The organism is Proteiniphilum sp. X52 (genome assembly GCF_003712195.1).
GTDB lineage: Bacteria > Bacteroidota > Bacteroidia > Bacteroidales > Dysgonomonadaceae > Proteiniphilum.
Window position 1 is genome coordinate 66,541 of sequence record NZ_RDSD01000003.1, and the last position, 16,585, is coordinate 83,125.

17 protein-coding genes are annotated in these 16,585 nt (G+C 44.4%); 5 read left to right on the forward strand and 12 right to left on the reverse strand.

The annotated features are described in order from the left end of the window. Positions 1-289: 289 nt before the first annotated feature. Together D7D25_RS03955 and D7D25_RS03960 are read left to right on the forward strand one after the other, a co-directional pair. Positions 290-574: a hypothetical protein gene (locus D7D25_RS03955; protein ID WP_122967664.1), complete on the forward strand. Its 285-nt coding sequence runs from the start codon at positions 290-292 to the stop codon at positions 572-574. A gap of 14 nt (positions 575-588) precedes the next feature. Continuing rightward, positions 589-1,731 (forward strand): 6-bladed beta-propeller, encoded by a 1,143-nt coding sequence (locus tag D7D25_RS03960; protein WP_122967665.1) that lies wholly within the window; start codon positions 589-591, stop codon positions 1,729-1,731. Between the two features lie 113 nt (positions 1,732-1,844). Here the strand turns inward: D7D25_RS03960 and D7D25_RS03965 are convergent, their stop codons facing one another. Both D7D25_RS03965 and D7D25_RS03970 read right to left on the reverse strand, forming a co-directional pair. Beyond that, a complete protein-coding gene (locus D7D25_RS03965; RefSeq protein WP_122967666.1) occupies positions 1,845-2,681 on the reverse strand; it encodes an IS3 family transposase in 837 nt (278 codons plus the stop codon). Between the two features lie 56 nt (positions 2,682-2,737). Beyond that, positions 2,738-3,016: a transposase gene (locus tag D7D25_RS03970; RefSeq protein ID WP_122967667.1), complete on the reverse strand. Its 279-nt coding sequence runs from the start codon at positions 3,014-3,016 to the stop codon at positions 2,738-2,740. 123 nt (positions 3,017-3,139) lie between these two features. On the opposite strand from D7D25_RS03970, the gene D7D25_RS03975 reads away from it, so the two are divergent. The 3 genes from D7D25_RS03975 to D7D25_RS03985 all read left to right on the forward strand — a co-directional run bounded on the left by D7D25_RS03975 (position 3,140) and on the right by D7D25_RS03985 (position 5,151). Next, positions 3,140-3,733 (forward strand): hypothetical protein, encoded by a 594-nt coding sequence (locus tag D7D25_RS03975; protein ID WP_148038843.1) that lies wholly within the window; start codon positions 3,140-3,142, stop codon positions 3,731-3,733. 22 nt (positions 3,734-3,755) lie between these two features. Continuing rightward, positions 3,756-4,043, forward strand: a complete 288-nt coding sequence (locus D7D25_RS03980; RefSeq protein ID WP_122967669.1) for a S26 family signal peptidase — start codon at positions 3,756-3,758, stop codon at positions 4,041-4,043. A 73-nt stretch (positions 4,044-4,116) separates the two neighbouring features. After that, positions 4,117-5,151 carry a 6-bladed beta-propeller gene (locus D7D25_RS03985; protein ID WP_158602530.1) on the forward strand — a complete coding sequence of 345 codons (1,035 nt, stop codon included), beginning with the start codon at positions 4,117-4,119 and terminating at the stop codon, positions 5,149-5,151. A gap of 88 nt (positions 5,152-5,239) precedes the next feature. Here D7D25_RS03985 and D7D25_RS03990 read toward each other — a convergent pair whose 3' ends face one another. The 10 genes from D7D25_RS03990 to D7D25_RS04035 form a co-directional block, all read right to left on the reverse strand. Next, the gene (locus D7D25_RS03990; protein ID WP_158602531.1) at positions 5,240-6,373 is read right to left on the reverse strand and encodes a DUF4249 domain-containing protein; all 1,134 of its coding nucleotides are present in this window, start codon (positions 6,371-6,373) and stop codon (positions 5,240-5,242) included. A 4-nt stretch (positions 6,374-6,377) separates the two neighbouring features. Next, on the reverse strand, positions 6,378-9,134 hold the full coding sequence (locus D7D25_RS03995) for a TonB-dependent receptor (RefSeq protein WP_122967672.1): 2,757 nt from the start codon (positions 9,132-9,134) through the stop codon (positions 6,378-6,380). Next, the gene (locus D7D25_RS04000; protein WP_122967673.1) at positions 9,134-9,958 is read right to left on the reverse strand and encodes a FecR family protein; all 825 of its coding nucleotides are present in this window, start codon (positions 9,956-9,958) and stop codon (positions 9,134-9,136) included. The genes D7D25_RS03995 and D7D25_RS04000 overlap by 1 nt, the downstream gene beginning before the upstream one ends. A 27-nt stretch (positions 9,959-9,985) precedes the next feature. Next, complete coding sequence (locus D7D25_RS04005; RefSeq protein ID WP_148038844.1) at positions 9,986-10,498, reverse strand: hypothetical protein; 513 nt, start codon at positions 10,496-10,498, stop codon at positions 9,986-9,988. A 210-nt stretch (positions 10,499-10,708) separates the two neighbouring features. Then, complete coding sequence (locus tag D7D25_RS04010) at positions 10,709-11,218, reverse strand: RNA polymerase sigma-70 factor (protein WP_122967675.1); 510 nt, start codon at positions 11,216-11,218, stop codon at positions 10,709-10,711. A gap of 184 nt (positions 11,219-11,402) precedes the next feature. Then, the gene (locus D7D25_RS04015) at positions 11,403-12,464 is read right to left on the reverse strand and encodes an oxidoreductase (RefSeq protein WP_122967676.1); all 1,062 of its coding nucleotides are present in this window, start codon (positions 12,462-12,464) and stop codon (positions 11,403-11,405) included. A 97-nt stretch (positions 12,465-12,561) separates the two neighbouring features. Next, a complete protein-coding gene (locus tag D7D25_RS04020) occupies positions 12,562-13,140 on the reverse strand; it encodes a non-canonical purine NTP diphosphatase (RefSeq protein ID WP_122967677.1) in 579 nt (192 codons plus the stop codon). A 2-nt stretch (positions 13,141-13,142) separates the two neighbouring features. Further along, positions 13,143-15,104, reverse strand: coding sequence for a tetratricopeptide repeat protein (locus D7D25_RS04025; RefSeq protein ID WP_148038845.1), 1,962 nt, complete (start codon positions 15,102-15,104; stop codon positions 13,143-13,145). 212 nt (positions 15,105-15,316) lie between these two features. Continuing rightward, a complete protein-coding gene (locus D7D25_RS04030; protein ID WP_185140217.1) occupies positions 15,317-16,138 on the reverse strand; it encodes a metal ABC transporter permease in 822 nt (273 codons plus the stop codon). A 13-nt stretch (positions 16,139-16,151) separates the two neighbouring features. Beyond that, positions 16,152-16,580: a phospholipase gene (locus D7D25_RS04035; RefSeq protein ID WP_122967680.1), complete on the reverse strand. Its 429-nt coding sequence runs from the start codon at positions 16,578-16,580 to the stop codon at positions 16,152-16,154. Between the last annotated feature and the right edge of the window lie 5 nt (positions 16,581-16,585).

Genomic DNA, 16,585 nt, shown 5'->3' on the forward strand with positions numbered 1-16,585 from the left:
CGCTGTGATTTTGAAATATGGATGCCAGGCATTGGATATTGTAAACTCGGTTTTGACTATGTCGTAAAGCATAACGGAAAAGAGAATCCTTGTCTATTTACAGGGAATTTGAATAACCAATGCGATTATTATAGATGTAGAAGAAGTCAATAACTTTATTGAGAAAAGGCTAATTCTATAAAAATTTCAGCATTTATCAATGAGGTTTAATAAGTGCATGGCATAGAATTGTAATTATCACATCATTGTGAGTCTGCTATAATACTATGTCATGTGCAAAAAAACAATTATGAGAAAATATTATTATTTAGTTCTATTGATTGTCATTGGTTTTTCATGTGTCGGAGATGTCAAAAAAAGAAATTTAACCGCAGACACTTTTATTTTCATTGATCGAGATGAAATTAACAGGGAGGTGATGCTAAAAGCTTCGACATACATAGAATCCGTTCAATATATTCCATTAGAAACGAATCAGGATAATTTAATTTCCAACTCATTGAAAATCAATACTCGTTTTGAGGGAAATTTGGGTGAAAAAAACTTTTCGGAGATGACTCAAACATCAATTTAAAAACTTGATTCAAAATGAAAAAGAAAATCTTTTTTGGAATTGTAGTGTTGGCGATAGCCTTTGTTCTTTTTACACTTTTAGTAAGTTGCAAAAATGACATTAAAATAAGACCAGTTCACTTCATTAGCGTTGATATAAACAAATGCGAGAGTTTAGATATATCTGAAAGTGCTGAGATTGTTAATATTGTTAATTTAGAGTTGACGGAGAATTCCATAATAAGAGAGATCAGTAAGATTTATGTGACAAGTCAATTTATTCTTATAGCTGATTTAATGAAGAGTGAAATCTTCGTTTTTAATAAATCTAATGGGGAATTTATTAGAAATATCGGACAAAAAGGACAAGGCCCCGGAGAATATATCATGTTTAACGATGTTTTTTTTGATCAAGGTTCCGAATTGATTTACGCGCATGAAAGGATTAAAAGAAATATGCTTATATACAACCTCTCAGGAGATCTGATAAATGAATTGCCTTGTAAATACTGGTTCAGAGGGTTTTGTAAGAACGAAGATGGATTTTGGGTATACAGTTGTTATCCGGATGAAAATTCCGAAGGTTATGCTTTAATGCTATTAAATGACAGCCTTACAGAAAGGATTGAAGGTTTTCTTCCGCAGAAAAGCTTTTTTCCGGCAGTTGATGGATCAAGATTCATAAAAGACATAAAAGGTGTTTTTTATTTTATTTATCCTTTTGATAATATAATATATCAACTGCACAATGGAAAGCCTCAACCATATTTTCATATTGATTTCCGGAACAAGACACTTCCTTATGAGAAAATTCGTAAAATGTCGGACCCTCTGGAATATAATGATCTGATATATAATTGCGATTATCTTGGCGATGTGGTTAATCCTCATATAACTAACGACAAATTTTATTTTTCATTTTCTCAAACTGCGGGAGCATCTATTCGATATACCGCTATCTATGATTTATCAGAACAAGTCGTTAAAGTCTTTAATAGTTTCAAAAAGTATTTACCTCAAATTCCTTCAGGGTTGCCATTTGAAAGTATAACTTTTACAGAACTTGTTGGATTGGACGAAGATGTATTAATATATTCAATTAGTCCGGATAATTTAAATGATAACGATTTTTCTTTACTAAAAGAAAATATTGCACCCACATTAGATAGGGTGTTTTAGCCGGTAAAAACCGAGCATTTTTTAGTTTTATTTTCAACAATCGGCTCAATGGGGCATTCTGCCCCAGCCGCCGCGGCTTACCCCTGAGAAGTTTTTCATAGTGTTTAGTGGGCTTACGCCACCTTACGCTCGTACTCCTCTCTATACTCGAGCGGGGATTTGTACCCGAGCCTGTAGATCAACCACTGACGGTTGTAGTTTTCAACGAACTTCCGGATGGCCTCGTTGGCCTCCTCAAGCGTCTTGAAGTGATTGAGGCTGAAGACCTCCTCTTCAAGCGTCCGATGGAACCTTTCAATGCATCCATTACACTCCGGCTGTCTCACATACGCCTTTGACATGTTCAGTCCCAGGAACTTCATCTCTGCCATGAAGTCGTTGGAGTCGTACTGCGAGCCGTGGTCGCTGCGAAGCTTCAGGGCCGTACCCTTGCATACATCCTTCTCCACCGTCCCGAAGCGTTTCCTGACGGCCGCCCTGACCGGTTCCATCGCCTCATACCGCGTTCCGGGCTTGCAGGTGTGCCAGGCGATCAACTCGTCGTTGAAGTGGTCCAGAACACCGAAGAACCAGCACCAGCCCATGTCTTCTACAAAGAACTTCTTCCCGTCCGTACCCCACAGCAAGTCCGGCTTCCCTTGGACGATCTTCCCCTCGTGTTTGCGTACCCGCACCACCGCCTTGTCGTGCCTGTACGGGCTCAGGAGGTTGTTCTCACGCATAATGCGCAGCACTCGTTCCCTGCTCGCCCTCTTTCCATTGCGGCGCATCCGAACCCAGACCTTGATGTATCCCTCGCTCACAAATGGCGACTCTTCAATCGCTTCACGGACAGCGGCAAGGACTTCTTCGTCCGTCAGGGTTGGCTTTGGCCCCCGCTTCTTGGGTGGAGCCTCTCTCTTCTGGCCGTACCAGTTACCGCTGGAGCATCCTACAACACGCAGGATCATGCTGATGGGATACCGCTCGCCCGTCTTCTCATACGACTCCTCAGACAGGAGGGCAACTATCCTTTTCTTAGTTTCGCAAACAAGGCGTTCTTTTTTTTTACAAGGTCCAGTTCCATCTCCAGCTGCCCGATGCGACGCTCCGCCTTGGCCAGCTTGGACTCGTCCGGATTTTTCTTGAACCCCTGCGTCCCGTTTTCAATGAACTCATCACGCCAGGCGGACAGCTCCGCCATCGTGATACCATACTTGCGGCTCAGCTCCTCAGCTGACTCCCCGCGTAGCAGTTCCAGCACCACTGTGCTCTTGAACTTCGCTGATTTTCTTCCGTTTGCCATACGAATACAAAGTTAAGCTTTTTACTTGTCTTATTTTGTGCTCGGTCAAATTTGCGGCTAATATATAGGGAATCTAATCCGGTATTATTTTTCGTAAAAGAGATTTAATTAAATTGTATGATTATGAAAACAAGTATTGTAATACTCCTCCTATTTGTTACTACTTATATGGAAGTTTATTCGCAAACCGTCACACATTCGTCTGAATCAGATGAACGTATTATTTCTTCTGAAAAGATTGAATACCTAAATATGGAAGAAGGATGGGCACAAGAAAAGAAAGTATGGTATTACTATGGCAATCGGATAATGGTTGTGCCAGTATCTTACATATTGAGAGAAACGATAGATAGCACCTATATTTCGAATGGGACAGAAATAAAGATTCGGATAACGAATTATGAAGAATCATCCGGCAGTTATCAAACTTCTGAAGATGGATGGGCATGGGAAAATGGGATTTGGACCTTTAACGGGGATACCGTACGCTCATATCCCCCGTCTTTTACAAAAAAAGCCCAAGTAGGGAAAATGAAAATCGATAGTGATGACCGAAAAACGATTCAAACGAATAAAATAGAGGAATTCTATCGGATTGATGATGAAAAATGGACCTGGGATTCAAACAGGAAAATGTGGTTTTATGACAATGTTGATATTCATAAATTGCCTAAATATAAAATTATTAAATCAAGGATAGTTACCCTTAGCCATTAACTGCTTCAAAAATCTAAGAAAATTGAAAGCAAAAAAAACGATAAAATCAGTTATCCAATGGATGCTTATCATTTTGGGAACCATTGCTCTTGTTGTTTCATTACGTGTCTTTTTCTTCGATACCTATACTATCCCTACTCCTTCAATGGAGCCTGCAATCATGTCCGGCGACCATGTGGTGGTGAATAAGATGGTGCCCGGGCCGCGTATTATCAAAAATTTCTTTTCCTTGGGGAAGAAGGGGAAAAAGCCGAATTTTACGAGGTTTCCAGGTGCGCGGGTAAAGCGTAAAAACTACAGTATATCTTAATAAATATGATCTAATGAAAAAAATTCTAACAATCACTCTTGTTTTTATTCTTGTAAGTTGCAAGAATGGAAAAATGGAAGACGGAGCAATAGCTATTGATCCCCAAAAAGCAAAGGCCACCATTGATAATGTTTTTGATGGATATTATTCAGTGACCCTCGAAACAAAGCAGGAAAACCTTATTGCTGATATAGATAAAATAGAAATAACAGATAAAAGATTTTATATTTTGGATAGAAGGAATTGTGTGATAAGCATTTTTGATAAGAATGGTTTTTATATCTCTAAAATAGACAGGAAAGGGCAAGGACCCGATGAGTATCTTGATATTGCTGACTTCGCAATCAGTGATACGCTGGTATATGTATTATCCAGAATAGAGAAAAAACTTTTTATTTATACCGAAACAGGGGCATTTGTTAAATCGTATGTACTGGATGATTTTTATGATTACTTCCATATAGAGGGAAAAGAATTATTTTTGTATTCAAACTATTCCAATAGCAAGCTTTACAATATTATTGTGGCCAATTTAAACGAAGATGCCATCTCCTATTCAAAAGAATTTTTGCCATTTCTTAAAAATCAGAGCTTTTCTTTTACCCCCACTCCTTTTAATAAAACAACTGAAAATGAGTTGTTAGTTTGTCAGCAATATGATTATTGTATCTACAATCTGAATAAGGGCTTTATATCGAAAGAATGTAATTTGGAATTTATAACAAAAGATAAAATTCCGCCGAACTTCGAGAGAGAAGGATTTGATAAAATATATACGGAGTTGTCAAATAAATCAGTTGTGACAAGGGTCACACATGTAAACAAACATAATGATATTTTATATGTGGTATATAATTTCGAACATAACAGATATATCACAAAAATAGGCAAAACTACCTTGACTGCTGAAACTCTTAAGCTAGAATTGAATGATATTTATCCGTTCGTATTTGCTACTCCGGTAATGTTCCACGAAGGGTATTTAGTTGGCTACTTGCATGCTGCCCATATTCTTCCTTTTAATAGCCGGTTCGAATCAGATAAGAATAATGATAGATCTCTGTCGGAAGAAGACAACCCCGTTCTGTTTTTTCATAAGTTCAAATAGAACCCGGAGGAATCCAAACTGGCAAGGGCTGAGCGAGGGATTGGGCGGTTGTTGAAAATAAAACTAAAAAATGCCCGGTTTTTACCGGCTAAAACAGGGGGTACGGCGGGATATGGATATAAGCTTTTGCCGCGGATACCGAACCGACAACCCCGATGCCATTGTGCACATTGCTGAACGTGATTTCCGGTTCGGAGATTATTTTGAGCGACTCTTTATCGCTGTCGGGATTGGAATCCCCTTCCCGGAAATAGGGATAAAGTTCCTGCGATATGGCCGTGAACATCACTTCTATTGGCGGATTGAATATTTCGGTTTTCACGGGGACATGGATCGGATAGCCCCATATGTTATCATTCTCTTTTTTCTCGTAAATGGTGTGGATATAGTAATAGTCGGCAATTGAAAAATCGAGAGTATATCCGTCGTCACGGAATAATTTATTGGAAAACAGCGCCGAATTGTAATATTTCGTGTCCTTAAAAGGAGAGTCCTCTGAAATCAGGTCTTCGAGGATGCTGTTGCGATAACCCTCTTTAAAAATGGGATCATCGTCGGTGTATATATAAAGGTATCGCTCCGGCAGGTTGGGGTATTCCCCGATCTTTTCGGCCATCAACCTGAGTTGAAGCCGGAAATAGCGTTTTGTTGCCGCGTGGCTGTCACTCACCGCCATTTTGACACGCATATTCCGGAAAGCACCTTCTCCTGTGAGGCCGGGATCCGCGTGGCTGTTATGGATGATATGCGTGGAGGTTAAAAAGGTGGCTGTGTCAACACTGAGGATTTGAGCCGGAATGGGGATGGTCGTTTCCGCCCAGACAGGTTGAAGCTCTCCCGCGGAGGCCTCTATACGTATCTTATCACCTGCCTGCGGGCGTATCGTGGAACAATATATGCCGGTTAGCGCGGTATGTCCAAACCTGTCGCGACCGCGGACAGTGTCCACCCGCGCCATCCGCATCGTTTCCTGTTCCACTCCATTGATGAACAGGGTCATCGAGGCATTCTTCAGCAGGCTTCTCTCCGGAAGCGTGTCGGTATATAAAAAACTCTTGCTGAGGCTTATTTCTATGATCGAGTCGGGCGAAATAATCCCGTTCATCACAATCCTGGGCTTGTGATTGTCCACATCAAGATGCATCTCTTTCTTGCATGCCCATAAAGAGAGCAATGTGCCGGCCAGTACAATCGATAAATAGGTGTATATTGATTTTGCCATCTCGTCAGAATCTATATGTATAGGAAAATGAGGGGATAATGGGGAAGATAGAGTAGCTCTGGTAGGTGGGGTAACTCTTTTGAGGATAACCGTCCACAGTGTCGGGGTTAGGAGCAAAACCCTCATCAGGCAATACCAGGAAAGAGTTGTGATGCATATATGCGTTATAGATGCTGAAATTCCATATTCCCACTCTGCCCTTTTTCTTGTGGCGGTAGTGATTGAAACTCAGATCGAGCCGCTGGTAGTTGGGCATCTTATGGTTATTTCGCTGGTGGATATACTGTCTCTTATTTCCGTTCATATCAATATACTCTTCTATCGGGAGGGTTGTCCAGTTGCCGGTAGCGTAGATCCATGAGACATTCAGGTCGAATTTGGAATTAAACTTATGCAAGAGAACCGCGTTGATCTTATGCCGGTTATCATATTTGGCCGGATATACTTTCCCCTGGTTGATCTCTCCGTTCGGGAACTGACGGTTTGCCCAGGAGAGGGTGTAGCCGATCCATCCCGATGTATTCTCGAGACTTTTTTTTGCCATCAGCTCCAATCCGTATGATATGCCGATACCCTGGGCGATGCGGTCTTCCCAGTTTGTGTTGCTGGAAAGTATGGTCGCGCCGTCTTTGTATTCCACCTGGTTGGTCGATCTTTTGTAGTATGTCTCCGCCGAGAGGTCAAATCCCCGGTAACGTCCGAATATCCCTGCCGAAAACTGGTGCGAAGAGAGCGGTTTCACATTTTTGGTGATCGGAACCCAGAGGTCATTGGGTGAGTTTATATAACTACTTTGCAACAAATGGACATATTGGCTCATTTTACCGTAAGATGCCTTCAGGGAGAACTCTTCCGACAAAAGGTAGCGGGCTGCCAGGCGGGGTTGGGCACTCAAATAGGATTTCCCCTGTACGAAAAATCCTGACAGATGCATGCCGGCGTTTACCCTCCATCTTTCGGTTAATTCCATCTCATCCTCAGCATAGAGCGATAGTTCCTGCACCGTGATCTGATCATTTGCATAAGTAATGGTGTCGTTCTTGCTTCTGTCACCCTTTATTCTCATGAAAACACGGCTCTCCTCAGGACGGAAGTCATGACGCAACAATGCCGTCCCGAACCGGATCAGGTGATTATTATCGTATGCATAATCAAAATCGAGGCGATAGCCTATATCTTCAATGCCGGTCTTGTATATCGGATGAAATGAGCGATAGAAATTTTCCGATTTTTCTTCCTGATTTTCCGTGTTTTTGAATAGATAAGTTCCTTTGCTTTCACTTAAAAGCGAGATAGCCGACCGGTATCGGTTATATACCAGCGTGGCATTTGAGAACAGTTTGCTGTTGACCGCATAAGTCCAGTTGAGCGATGCCATACGGGTTCCCCAGCCTATATCTATGTTTAGGCCTTGGTCAATATTTGTGTTGTAGTCGTATTGATAAGCGCGAATGTCAGGGTGTCCTGTTTCAGAGGGAGAAGAGGTATAACCCGAATCCCCGTACAGTATGTCTTTACTTCTGCTTTTGTTATTCGCGAAAAGTTTGTCTTTCCCGTCATATAAACTCAGATAAATGCGGCTTCTATCGGAGAATTTATGGTTGACTTTGGCGTTGAGATCATAGAAGTAGTATGCAAAATCAATCTCATCGTAATTCTCCGGGTCTTTCTTTTTATTCTTCCTGCTGATAAAATACATTGCCGGACGGGCCAGCAAATCGAGATAGGTGCGGCGGAACGAGACTGAGAACGACGTTTTGTTTTTGACGATAGGCCCGTGGAAATTCACACGGGATGAGATTAAACCGATGGAAGCCGTTCCTGAGAACTTTTTCATATCGCCATCATTCATCCTCACGTCTACCACTGAGGAGAGGCGACCTGCGTAGCGGGCGGGAAAACTGCCTTTATAGAAATCCATCGTTTTCATCGCTTCGGGATTAAATGTGGAAAAGAGCCCCAATAGGTGGTGGACGTGGTAGAGGGGATTGCCGTCCACAAGGTAAAGGTTCTCATCGGCATTTCCGCCCCGCACATAGAGCCCGGCCATACCATCGGTACCGACTGCCACACCCGGCATTTGCTGCAGTGATTTGAGGACGTCGCTTTCGCCCATGAAAGCAGGTATGGCTTTCAGCATCATGGCGTTCAGGCTTATCTTGCCTGTCTCGGCGTGTTGTACCGCATTTTTCAGCTCCCCGTCCACCACCACCTCTTTCAGGAGTGAGGACGGTTGCAGAAAAAGATGAATTACGGTGTCTTGCATAGCTGTGAAGGAATAATCGCCGGAGGCATATCCCACATAACTGGGACGAAGCTCTACCTCCCCTGGTGGAACAGAGAGGCTGTAAAATCCGAAATTATTGCTGACGGCGCCATGTCCTGAAATCAGGTCGTACACATTGGCGGCTATCAGCGATTCATGTGATTCCCGGTCGTGGATAAACCCGCTGATGGTAATTTCTTCAGGGCGTTTTTTCAGAATAATATATTTCCCCTGTATGACAAACCGGATATTGGTCTTTCCGAAAAGTGCCTGCAGTGCTTCTTCGAGTGGTTTATCCGCAATCCGGATGGTGACCTTAGGGAAGTCTTTCAATAGAGAAGGACTGTAGGAGAAAGTGTAGCCCGACTGTTTTTCGATTTGCCGGAGTGCCTCGGTAACCGGCCTGTTTTCCAGATTCAATTCTATTTTTCCCTGACTGACTGCTGCCAATGGAAAGGTGATGACCAGTAACAGGAGAAGAATGTTTCGTCTCATTATGGTTCTATAATAGTAATATGCGTGTCGAGTGTGAGGTTGATAATATTGATAATTTCGATAATGCTTGCCTGGGTAAAAGAGGAACTGAAAGTCAACTCCGATTCGCCCTCCGGCAATTCAATTCGTATCTTATAGAAGTGTGAGAGTACCATCACCACCTCTCTCAGTCTCATATTCTCGAAAGTGAGAGATCTCGTTTGGGCATTGATTTCCATTTCGCTGTCGGTGGAGGCGATTCTCACGGTTTTACCCTCGGCGATGTAATGCGCGGTCATGCCGGCAGCGCACACTAAAGGGATCACCGGATCATCAGGGGTGAAAAGTACCTTGCCCGACGTTACGCTGAGGCGGGTTTCATCATCATCGGCTGTGACGGTGAATTCCGTGCCGAGCACTTCTATTTGCGCCATAGGTGTGGAAACGATGAACGGTTTTGCCTCATCGCGGGCGACGGCGAATGCTATTTCCCCCTGCATCGAAACCCGTCGTTCGGCTTTATCGAAATATTTGTCGTATTTCAATACCGACCCTTTCCGCATCACGATCTCAGTTTGATCGGGAAGTGTGAAAGAGGTATTGTCGGTTTGTGCGAATAACTGCTCCGATCTATTCATTATTTTCACGACACTCACGCTTATCACGCAAAGTAGCATCACTGCGGCAGCTATCCATGATAAGCGCAATTGGCGGTGTGGTCTGCCAGAACCGGGAAGCGAAGCGGACAACCGTTTCCACCCTTTCGCTGTGTTGAACATCCCTTTTTGGTAATGTTTTGCCACAAAACCGATAGATTCATCCATGTTATTCCTATTCTTTTCCATTGTCAATTTTCCTGTTTCCCGGATATTTTATAGATTTATGCCCGCTTTCAGAAAGACTCCGGAATTGAAATCTTTATTGAAATAGGGTTGTATAAGTGCTTTCACTCCGATGAAAAAGCGGTCCTTTATCATATAACTGTCTTCGATAATCAAATTCAATCCAAATGCGCTTCGGGTGGCATAAAAGCCACCCTTGTTCAATCGGTAAAAACTTAATCCTCCACCTATCCGGAAATCGTTACGACGATCGTTACGAAGGGGTGAACCGAATGCATTGAGGTTCACCTGAAAAAAATCGGCCAAATCAGCATCCGAATTGCCGCCATGATTCAACATGATGGACGGGGCAATTGTAAAATAGTCTGACCATTTCACATTCAACTCGTATTCACTTAGGAGTAATAAATCACTCTCTTTTTTGAGGTTGCCAATTCCAAGCCCGACCCGTACGTCCATATCCCTGTCCCCGCTCTGGGCCTCAATATGTGGAACAGATAGTAAAAAAAGGGAAAGAGATATTATAATTAGCTTATTCATCATGTTGGATTATATTGATATTTTCTATTTTAATAGTTTGGTAAATTTCTATTTCATAACCACATAATCAGTCAATTGTCACATTTGTTTTAAAAAGTGTATTTACTGTTAATAATCAGTCGGTTATAAGCAGTTTTGAGTAAAAAATGCCGAACTGTTGCTATTTATAAGATGCGAAAAGATCAAAATCCCTCACTCAAAAGAGATAAAATATCAGGCAAAGAAGAAGAGCCAGGCCGTGATATCCTTTGAACGGAGCGATTGCATGGCGCGAAATACGTGGTTCTCGACGGTCTTAACCGACAATCCGGTTTGTTCGGCAATTTCTTTGTAACTGATCCCATCGCGTTTTGCCATCAGGAAAATCTCGCGACGGCGCTCCGGCAGTTCATCGATCATTTTCCAGATGCGGGCTTCCATTTCGGCGCGCCTTATCTGATCCTCTTCGGGGAGATCCTCATAAGAGCTGACCATATCGAGTGAAGTAGTGGGTTTTGCGTCACGGATGCGTGTCAGGCAGTTATTCCGGACGGCTGTGTAGAGGTATGATTTCACCGACCTGATCGATTCTATCTGTTCCCTTTTATCCCAGAGACTCGCGAATGTTTCCTGCACCACATCCTCGGCATCCTCGGCGTTACCCGTAAAATGCAAGGCGTGCAGACAAAGCTGACGGTAATAAGTGTGGAAATATACGGAAAACTTTTTTTCTAAAACTCTCATTCGCAACCAACAATGAACCCAATTACAAAAATAGTAAAAATGGGAGAATGTTAAAAATGAATTTTGAAGGGGCTCGTAAGATGAAAATTACCGCCGGACAAATTGCCGCGGCGGTAATTTTTATAATAGATGAAAAACTATCCTTCAATGTTGCCCAACAAAAGTTAAATCTCTGTTCGATTTGTCATATAATCGTTATCGTTCTTTTTTCGCGGCTACTTTGGAAAGCCAGTTCAATGATTCGCATCACATTGAGGGCTTCTTCCGGTTTGACGGCGAGAGGTCCTTTACCGTGGATGGCGTCATGCAGGTTGATGAAATAATCGCGGTAATCGCCATGTTCACTTTCCAGTTTTCCCTGTATCCTCACTCCTTTATACTCGGCATTGATAGTACCCCAGATGTTTTCGGGTTCGCGTCCCCAGTCTTTTCCTTCGGGTTTGGCGCCTCCGTCGAGTGCCGCCTCCTGCACGTCAAGGCCATACTTCACAAATGAGCCATTGGTGCCGTGAAGCATGTAGGTGGCTCCTGGAATACGGCATATCATTCCCGATTTCAGCGTGGCTGTAAAGGTGGGATAGTGGAGGCGTACATCGAAATGGTCGTCGGCTTTTGCCCAGGGGCGCTGCGCGTTGATCTGGGCCGTTACCGCTTCCGGCATGCCGAAAAACCAGAGGGCCTGGTCGATAAGGTGCGAACCCAGATCATAGAAAATCCCCGATCCGGGTAATGGTTCTTCCCGCCATGCACCTCTCGGGCGGGGTTCGGTACGGTAGCGGTCGAAGTGAGTTTCATAATCCACAATTTCACCGAGGAGACCGCTATCGAGCAGTTTTTTCACCGTTTTGGTATCACTTGTGAAACGGCGGTTGTGATAGACGGTGAGGATTTTTTGCTGCCGCCCGGAGATCTCAATCAGTTCGGCCGCTTCCTTTACATCAACGGTGAATGGTTTTTCCACCACCACATGCTTACCCGCCAGCAGGGCTTCCCGTGCCCAGCGGAAATGGTCGGTATTGGGTGAAGTGACAATAACGAGGTCAATCTCGGGGTCGTCGATGATCCCTTTTCCGTCGGGAACCACCGCGGTAATAGGGTACCGTTCTTCAATCAACGCTTCTTTGTTGGGATCGGATGTGCTGATCTTGGTGAGTTCAAATCCTTCCAGTACATCGATAAAAGGAGCATGAAATACCCGGCCGGAAAGTCCGTAACCGATAATACCTGTGCGAATGTTGGTTGACATAGGTTATTAAATTAAAAATTAAAAGTAAAAAATAAAAAATAAAAGTGAAAAATATGACGATTTGCTGGGTGATACTGATGAGCTCAATAGGACCCAATCAGTTTCTCAGCAAAAAACCGACCAGTTTCTCCATCGCCAATGCCCGGTGGCTAATACTGTTCTTTACTTCGTTGCCCAATTCGGCAAAGGTTTTATCATACCCCTCAGGCATGAAGATGGGATCGTATCCGAAACCGGCCGTGCCCCTTTTTTCTTCGATGATCTTCCCTCTGATCACTCCATCAAAAAGATGCTCTTTCCCGTTGATGACCAATGCAATCACGGTGCGGAATTGAGCTGCCCGATTCTCTGCCCCCTTTAAAACCGTAAGTAACTTATCCATATTGTCCGTCGGGTTGCAACCGTTTCCCGCGTACCGCGACGAGTAGACACCGGGTGCGCCATCCAACGCCTCCACTTCCAGTCCGGTGTCGTCGGCAAAGCAGTCGTAACCATATTTCTCCCTGACAAATCCGGCCTTGATCAGCGCGTTTTCCTCCAGGGTGCTGCCGGTTTCTTCGATCTCCTCATGACAGTCGATATCGGCGAGGCTGAGGATACGTAACCGTCCTTCTGTAATTTTCCGTATCTCGTCGAGTTTATGTTGGTTGTTGGTGGCAAAAACTATTTCCCTCATTGTTACTTTCTTATTTTCCGGGCCCTTTCCCTCTCGCGTTGTTTCAGCGCAGCCTCCCGCTTCCGCTGTCTCTCTTTCAATTCCTGTTCCCTTTGCCGGATCCTGGCCTCCCGTTCCCGCTCCCGCTCTTTTATCAATTGTTCCCTGTTTTTGCGGGAGGCCGTTCCCTGCTCTTGCTGTAATGCTTTGGCGGCATTTTCTTCGAGTTTCCGCTTCAGCGATTCGGGCGTTTCCCGTTCAATCTGGCGGGCCGGTTCTGTCCGCAGAGTCTTCTCCCCGGATGTTATCCCTTCAGTCTGATCAGCCTGATAGGGTGGCTGCGGTGGAGAGGATATCTCTTTTTGTTCCGGAATAGTGACCGGAGATGCCTCCAAAGATACAATCTTTTCCTGTTCTTGATCCCTTTTTTCTTTAATTTCTATCCTTTCGTCTTTTATTATTGATGGGAAAGTCACAGCGGCCGTTGCCATATTTTCCTGATAGAAAGCATTGTATTCATCCAATTTTTTCCCTGATTGCATGAGTCTCGCGTTCCCTTCGGAGATGATGACGGGAGTAGTTTCCATGATGGCAGACAGGAAAAGAGAGTCGGAGAGAATTATCCCTGTGTATCGGGATGCCTCTTCAAAAGACCGGAAAGGTTCGATCTGAAGCGCTTCCGCCCCCGGCAGATATATATAGGAGAGGTTGAACCCGCGGAGTTTGAAATGAGAAAAATTGAAATCGGCTATTGTGAAGAGAAGTTGGTTTTTATCGATAGAACCCGGAGTGAAGGTAAGCAACAGATAATGCAGCCCGTTTTTATCGGGACTGAAAGGGATGACTTGCCCGTCCTGGCCCTCAGCGGAGCCGGTGGGAGGTGATTGCCATAATCCGTTTCGGGACCGCCATTGCCTGTGCAAAGCGGCATTTTCCGCTAAAGTTCTCCCATCAGACAACCGCGCGTGAGTATTTTGGCTGTGTTGCATATTTCCGGCAATGGAATCGGTTGCAAGCGTAACCGTGGCCGTCACCTTTCCTGCCGCGTTGTTATCGGGTTCGGAAGGGCGGAAAACCTGCGCCAGTGAGTCATTTGCTATGGCCGATTGCCAGAGAGTGGCGTTTGATGCCAGTTCGGGAGGGGTGCGAAGTCCTTTCACCTCTTCAAAGGCACGGAGGGCTTTGTCATTTTCCCCGGTCATGGCATAGATTTGCCCCAGCAGGAATTGTAATCTTTTTCTCGTGAGGAGGTCCGATTCCCCGGCTATGGTTTTTTGTAATGGAGGGATCGCTTCCGGAAACTCTTTTTTCCGGATCAGGAAGTAGGTATAATGTTCGGTAAACAGTCTCTCTAAATGCATGGGCAATTTCTTATTGCTTAATGCGTACGCTGTTTTTTCCGCCTCATATGTTCTCTCCATCTCCGTATATGTACGTAACATCCATATCTGCGTTTCATTCACCAGGTCGGGATCGTGACCGAACTGGCGCAGCATCCCGGAGAAGACCGTCAGCGCGTTGTCATAATCGCCGTTTTGTAAAAAGGCTTTTCCGCGCAACATCCACACATTTTTCAGGAATGGATTGAACTCCTCCTGCCGTAGCCATTGCCGGTATTCCTGTGAGTGGGCTTTGGCAGGATTGCGACGCGGCTTTGCCGTGATGGAGTGTTCACGGATGGCTTTTTCGGTTTTTTCGATCACCGGATCGAAAATCCCTCCGGAGGGCGATTTCTCCGCATCAGGGAGTGAAGGGTAGAAAGGAAGCAATTCCCCATAGTTTTCATGTGAGTTCTCCGCTCTCTCTCTTAAAATCTCGTGGTAAGCCTCTTCGGCATTGAAATAGATATTGTAGCGTGTGGTGAGTTCATGATAGGCGCGTGTGGCTGTCGTGTTCCTTCTGGTGGAGCATCCTGTAAAAAGAGTAATACAGGCCCATACCCATAGCATACACCCTGTTTTTCCTTTCCTCCTTATTTTCTCCATTGACAACACTGATGATCTCCTTTCCGGCCAATTATCTCTTTTAATTAACTCGAGAAATGGTATTTTATTGTCTTACCGCATGTTTGAAACCAATGGAATATCAACTTGGACACCAATTGTGCCCTGATCATAGCCTTCTCTGGTATGTTTGAACCCAATGGAAGGTCAACCCTGTCGGGTAAACAGCATTTTTTGTCTCCCCGGGTATCCTCTTATGGCGCACTCTTGAATGTTTTGCCGGTAACAACTTTTATTGCCTTGGCGATAAAAAACATCATGATAAGCACAAAAATGATAAATGCGCCGGAAGGAACATTCAGATAATAGGAGAACAATAATCCTGTCACACAACCCGTAAAGCTTATCAGGATGGAGAGAGAAATTATCTTTGAATAGTTCACCGTGAAGATATTGGCTGTCATCTGCGGCACTGTGATCAGGGACATGAGCAATACGATGCCCACTAACCGGATGCTCAATACAATAGTGACGGCAATGAAAAACATCATGGCATATTCAATAAACTGTGTGGGTAAACGCCGGGTCCGGGCGAATTCGGTATCGAACGATACGGAAACAATGGTGTGATAGAACAGGATAAAGAAAAGCAGAAGGCTCAACGATAGCACGAGCAGGGCGGTAATATCACTACGGGTGATGGTGAGGATATTTCCGAAGAGGTACTCCGACAAGTTGGGTGCATAGCCTGGGGTGAGGAAGGTGAGCACTATTCCGATAGCCATTCCCAACGACCAAAAGACGGCGATGGCCGAATCTTCACGCACTCCCTGTTTCTGTGATAACCATTGGATGCCGAATGCCGAGAATATGGAGAAAACCATTGCCGACAAAATAGGGGAGAGGCTGAAATAGAACCCTATTCCCAATCCTCCTAACGAAGCGTGGGTGATGCCGCCACTGATGAACACCAATCTTTTTGTGACCACGTAGGTGCCGATGATACCACAGGCAATACTTGCAAAAAGACTGCCCCACAGCGCATTGCGAAAGAAAGCATAATCCAGCAGTTCGATGATATTCATCTGTTCAACAGGCGTGCATTTTTTGCGCCCTCAATTCATTGACAAACATCAGCGCTTCGTCTTTTAACTGATCGGGAAGAGAGATGTCTCTCATTTGTAGGCTCCTGATCCAGCGTGGCTTTTCTTGGTCGAGCACGGAATAAAAGACTTCCCTGAACTCATCTATTTCGCGGTCAGTATAATCGTCAGAATCGCGGTGAGCGTACCGGTCGAGCTCTTCATCGTCGAAATATTCCGGTCTCTCCGCAAAAGCAGCAATCAGACTGTCCCGTTCACAAATTTCATGTGCACCGCAACAGCCGCCCAGATCTATCGATGGGGGAGTTGCTTCACGCTCCCTGTTATTTCCTTTCCTGCGTTGCAGGTAGTTGGTAACGCTAAGGGCTGCCATGAAAAAGAGTATAATACCTGTAAAAAGGAGTAAACTTTGCATGATAA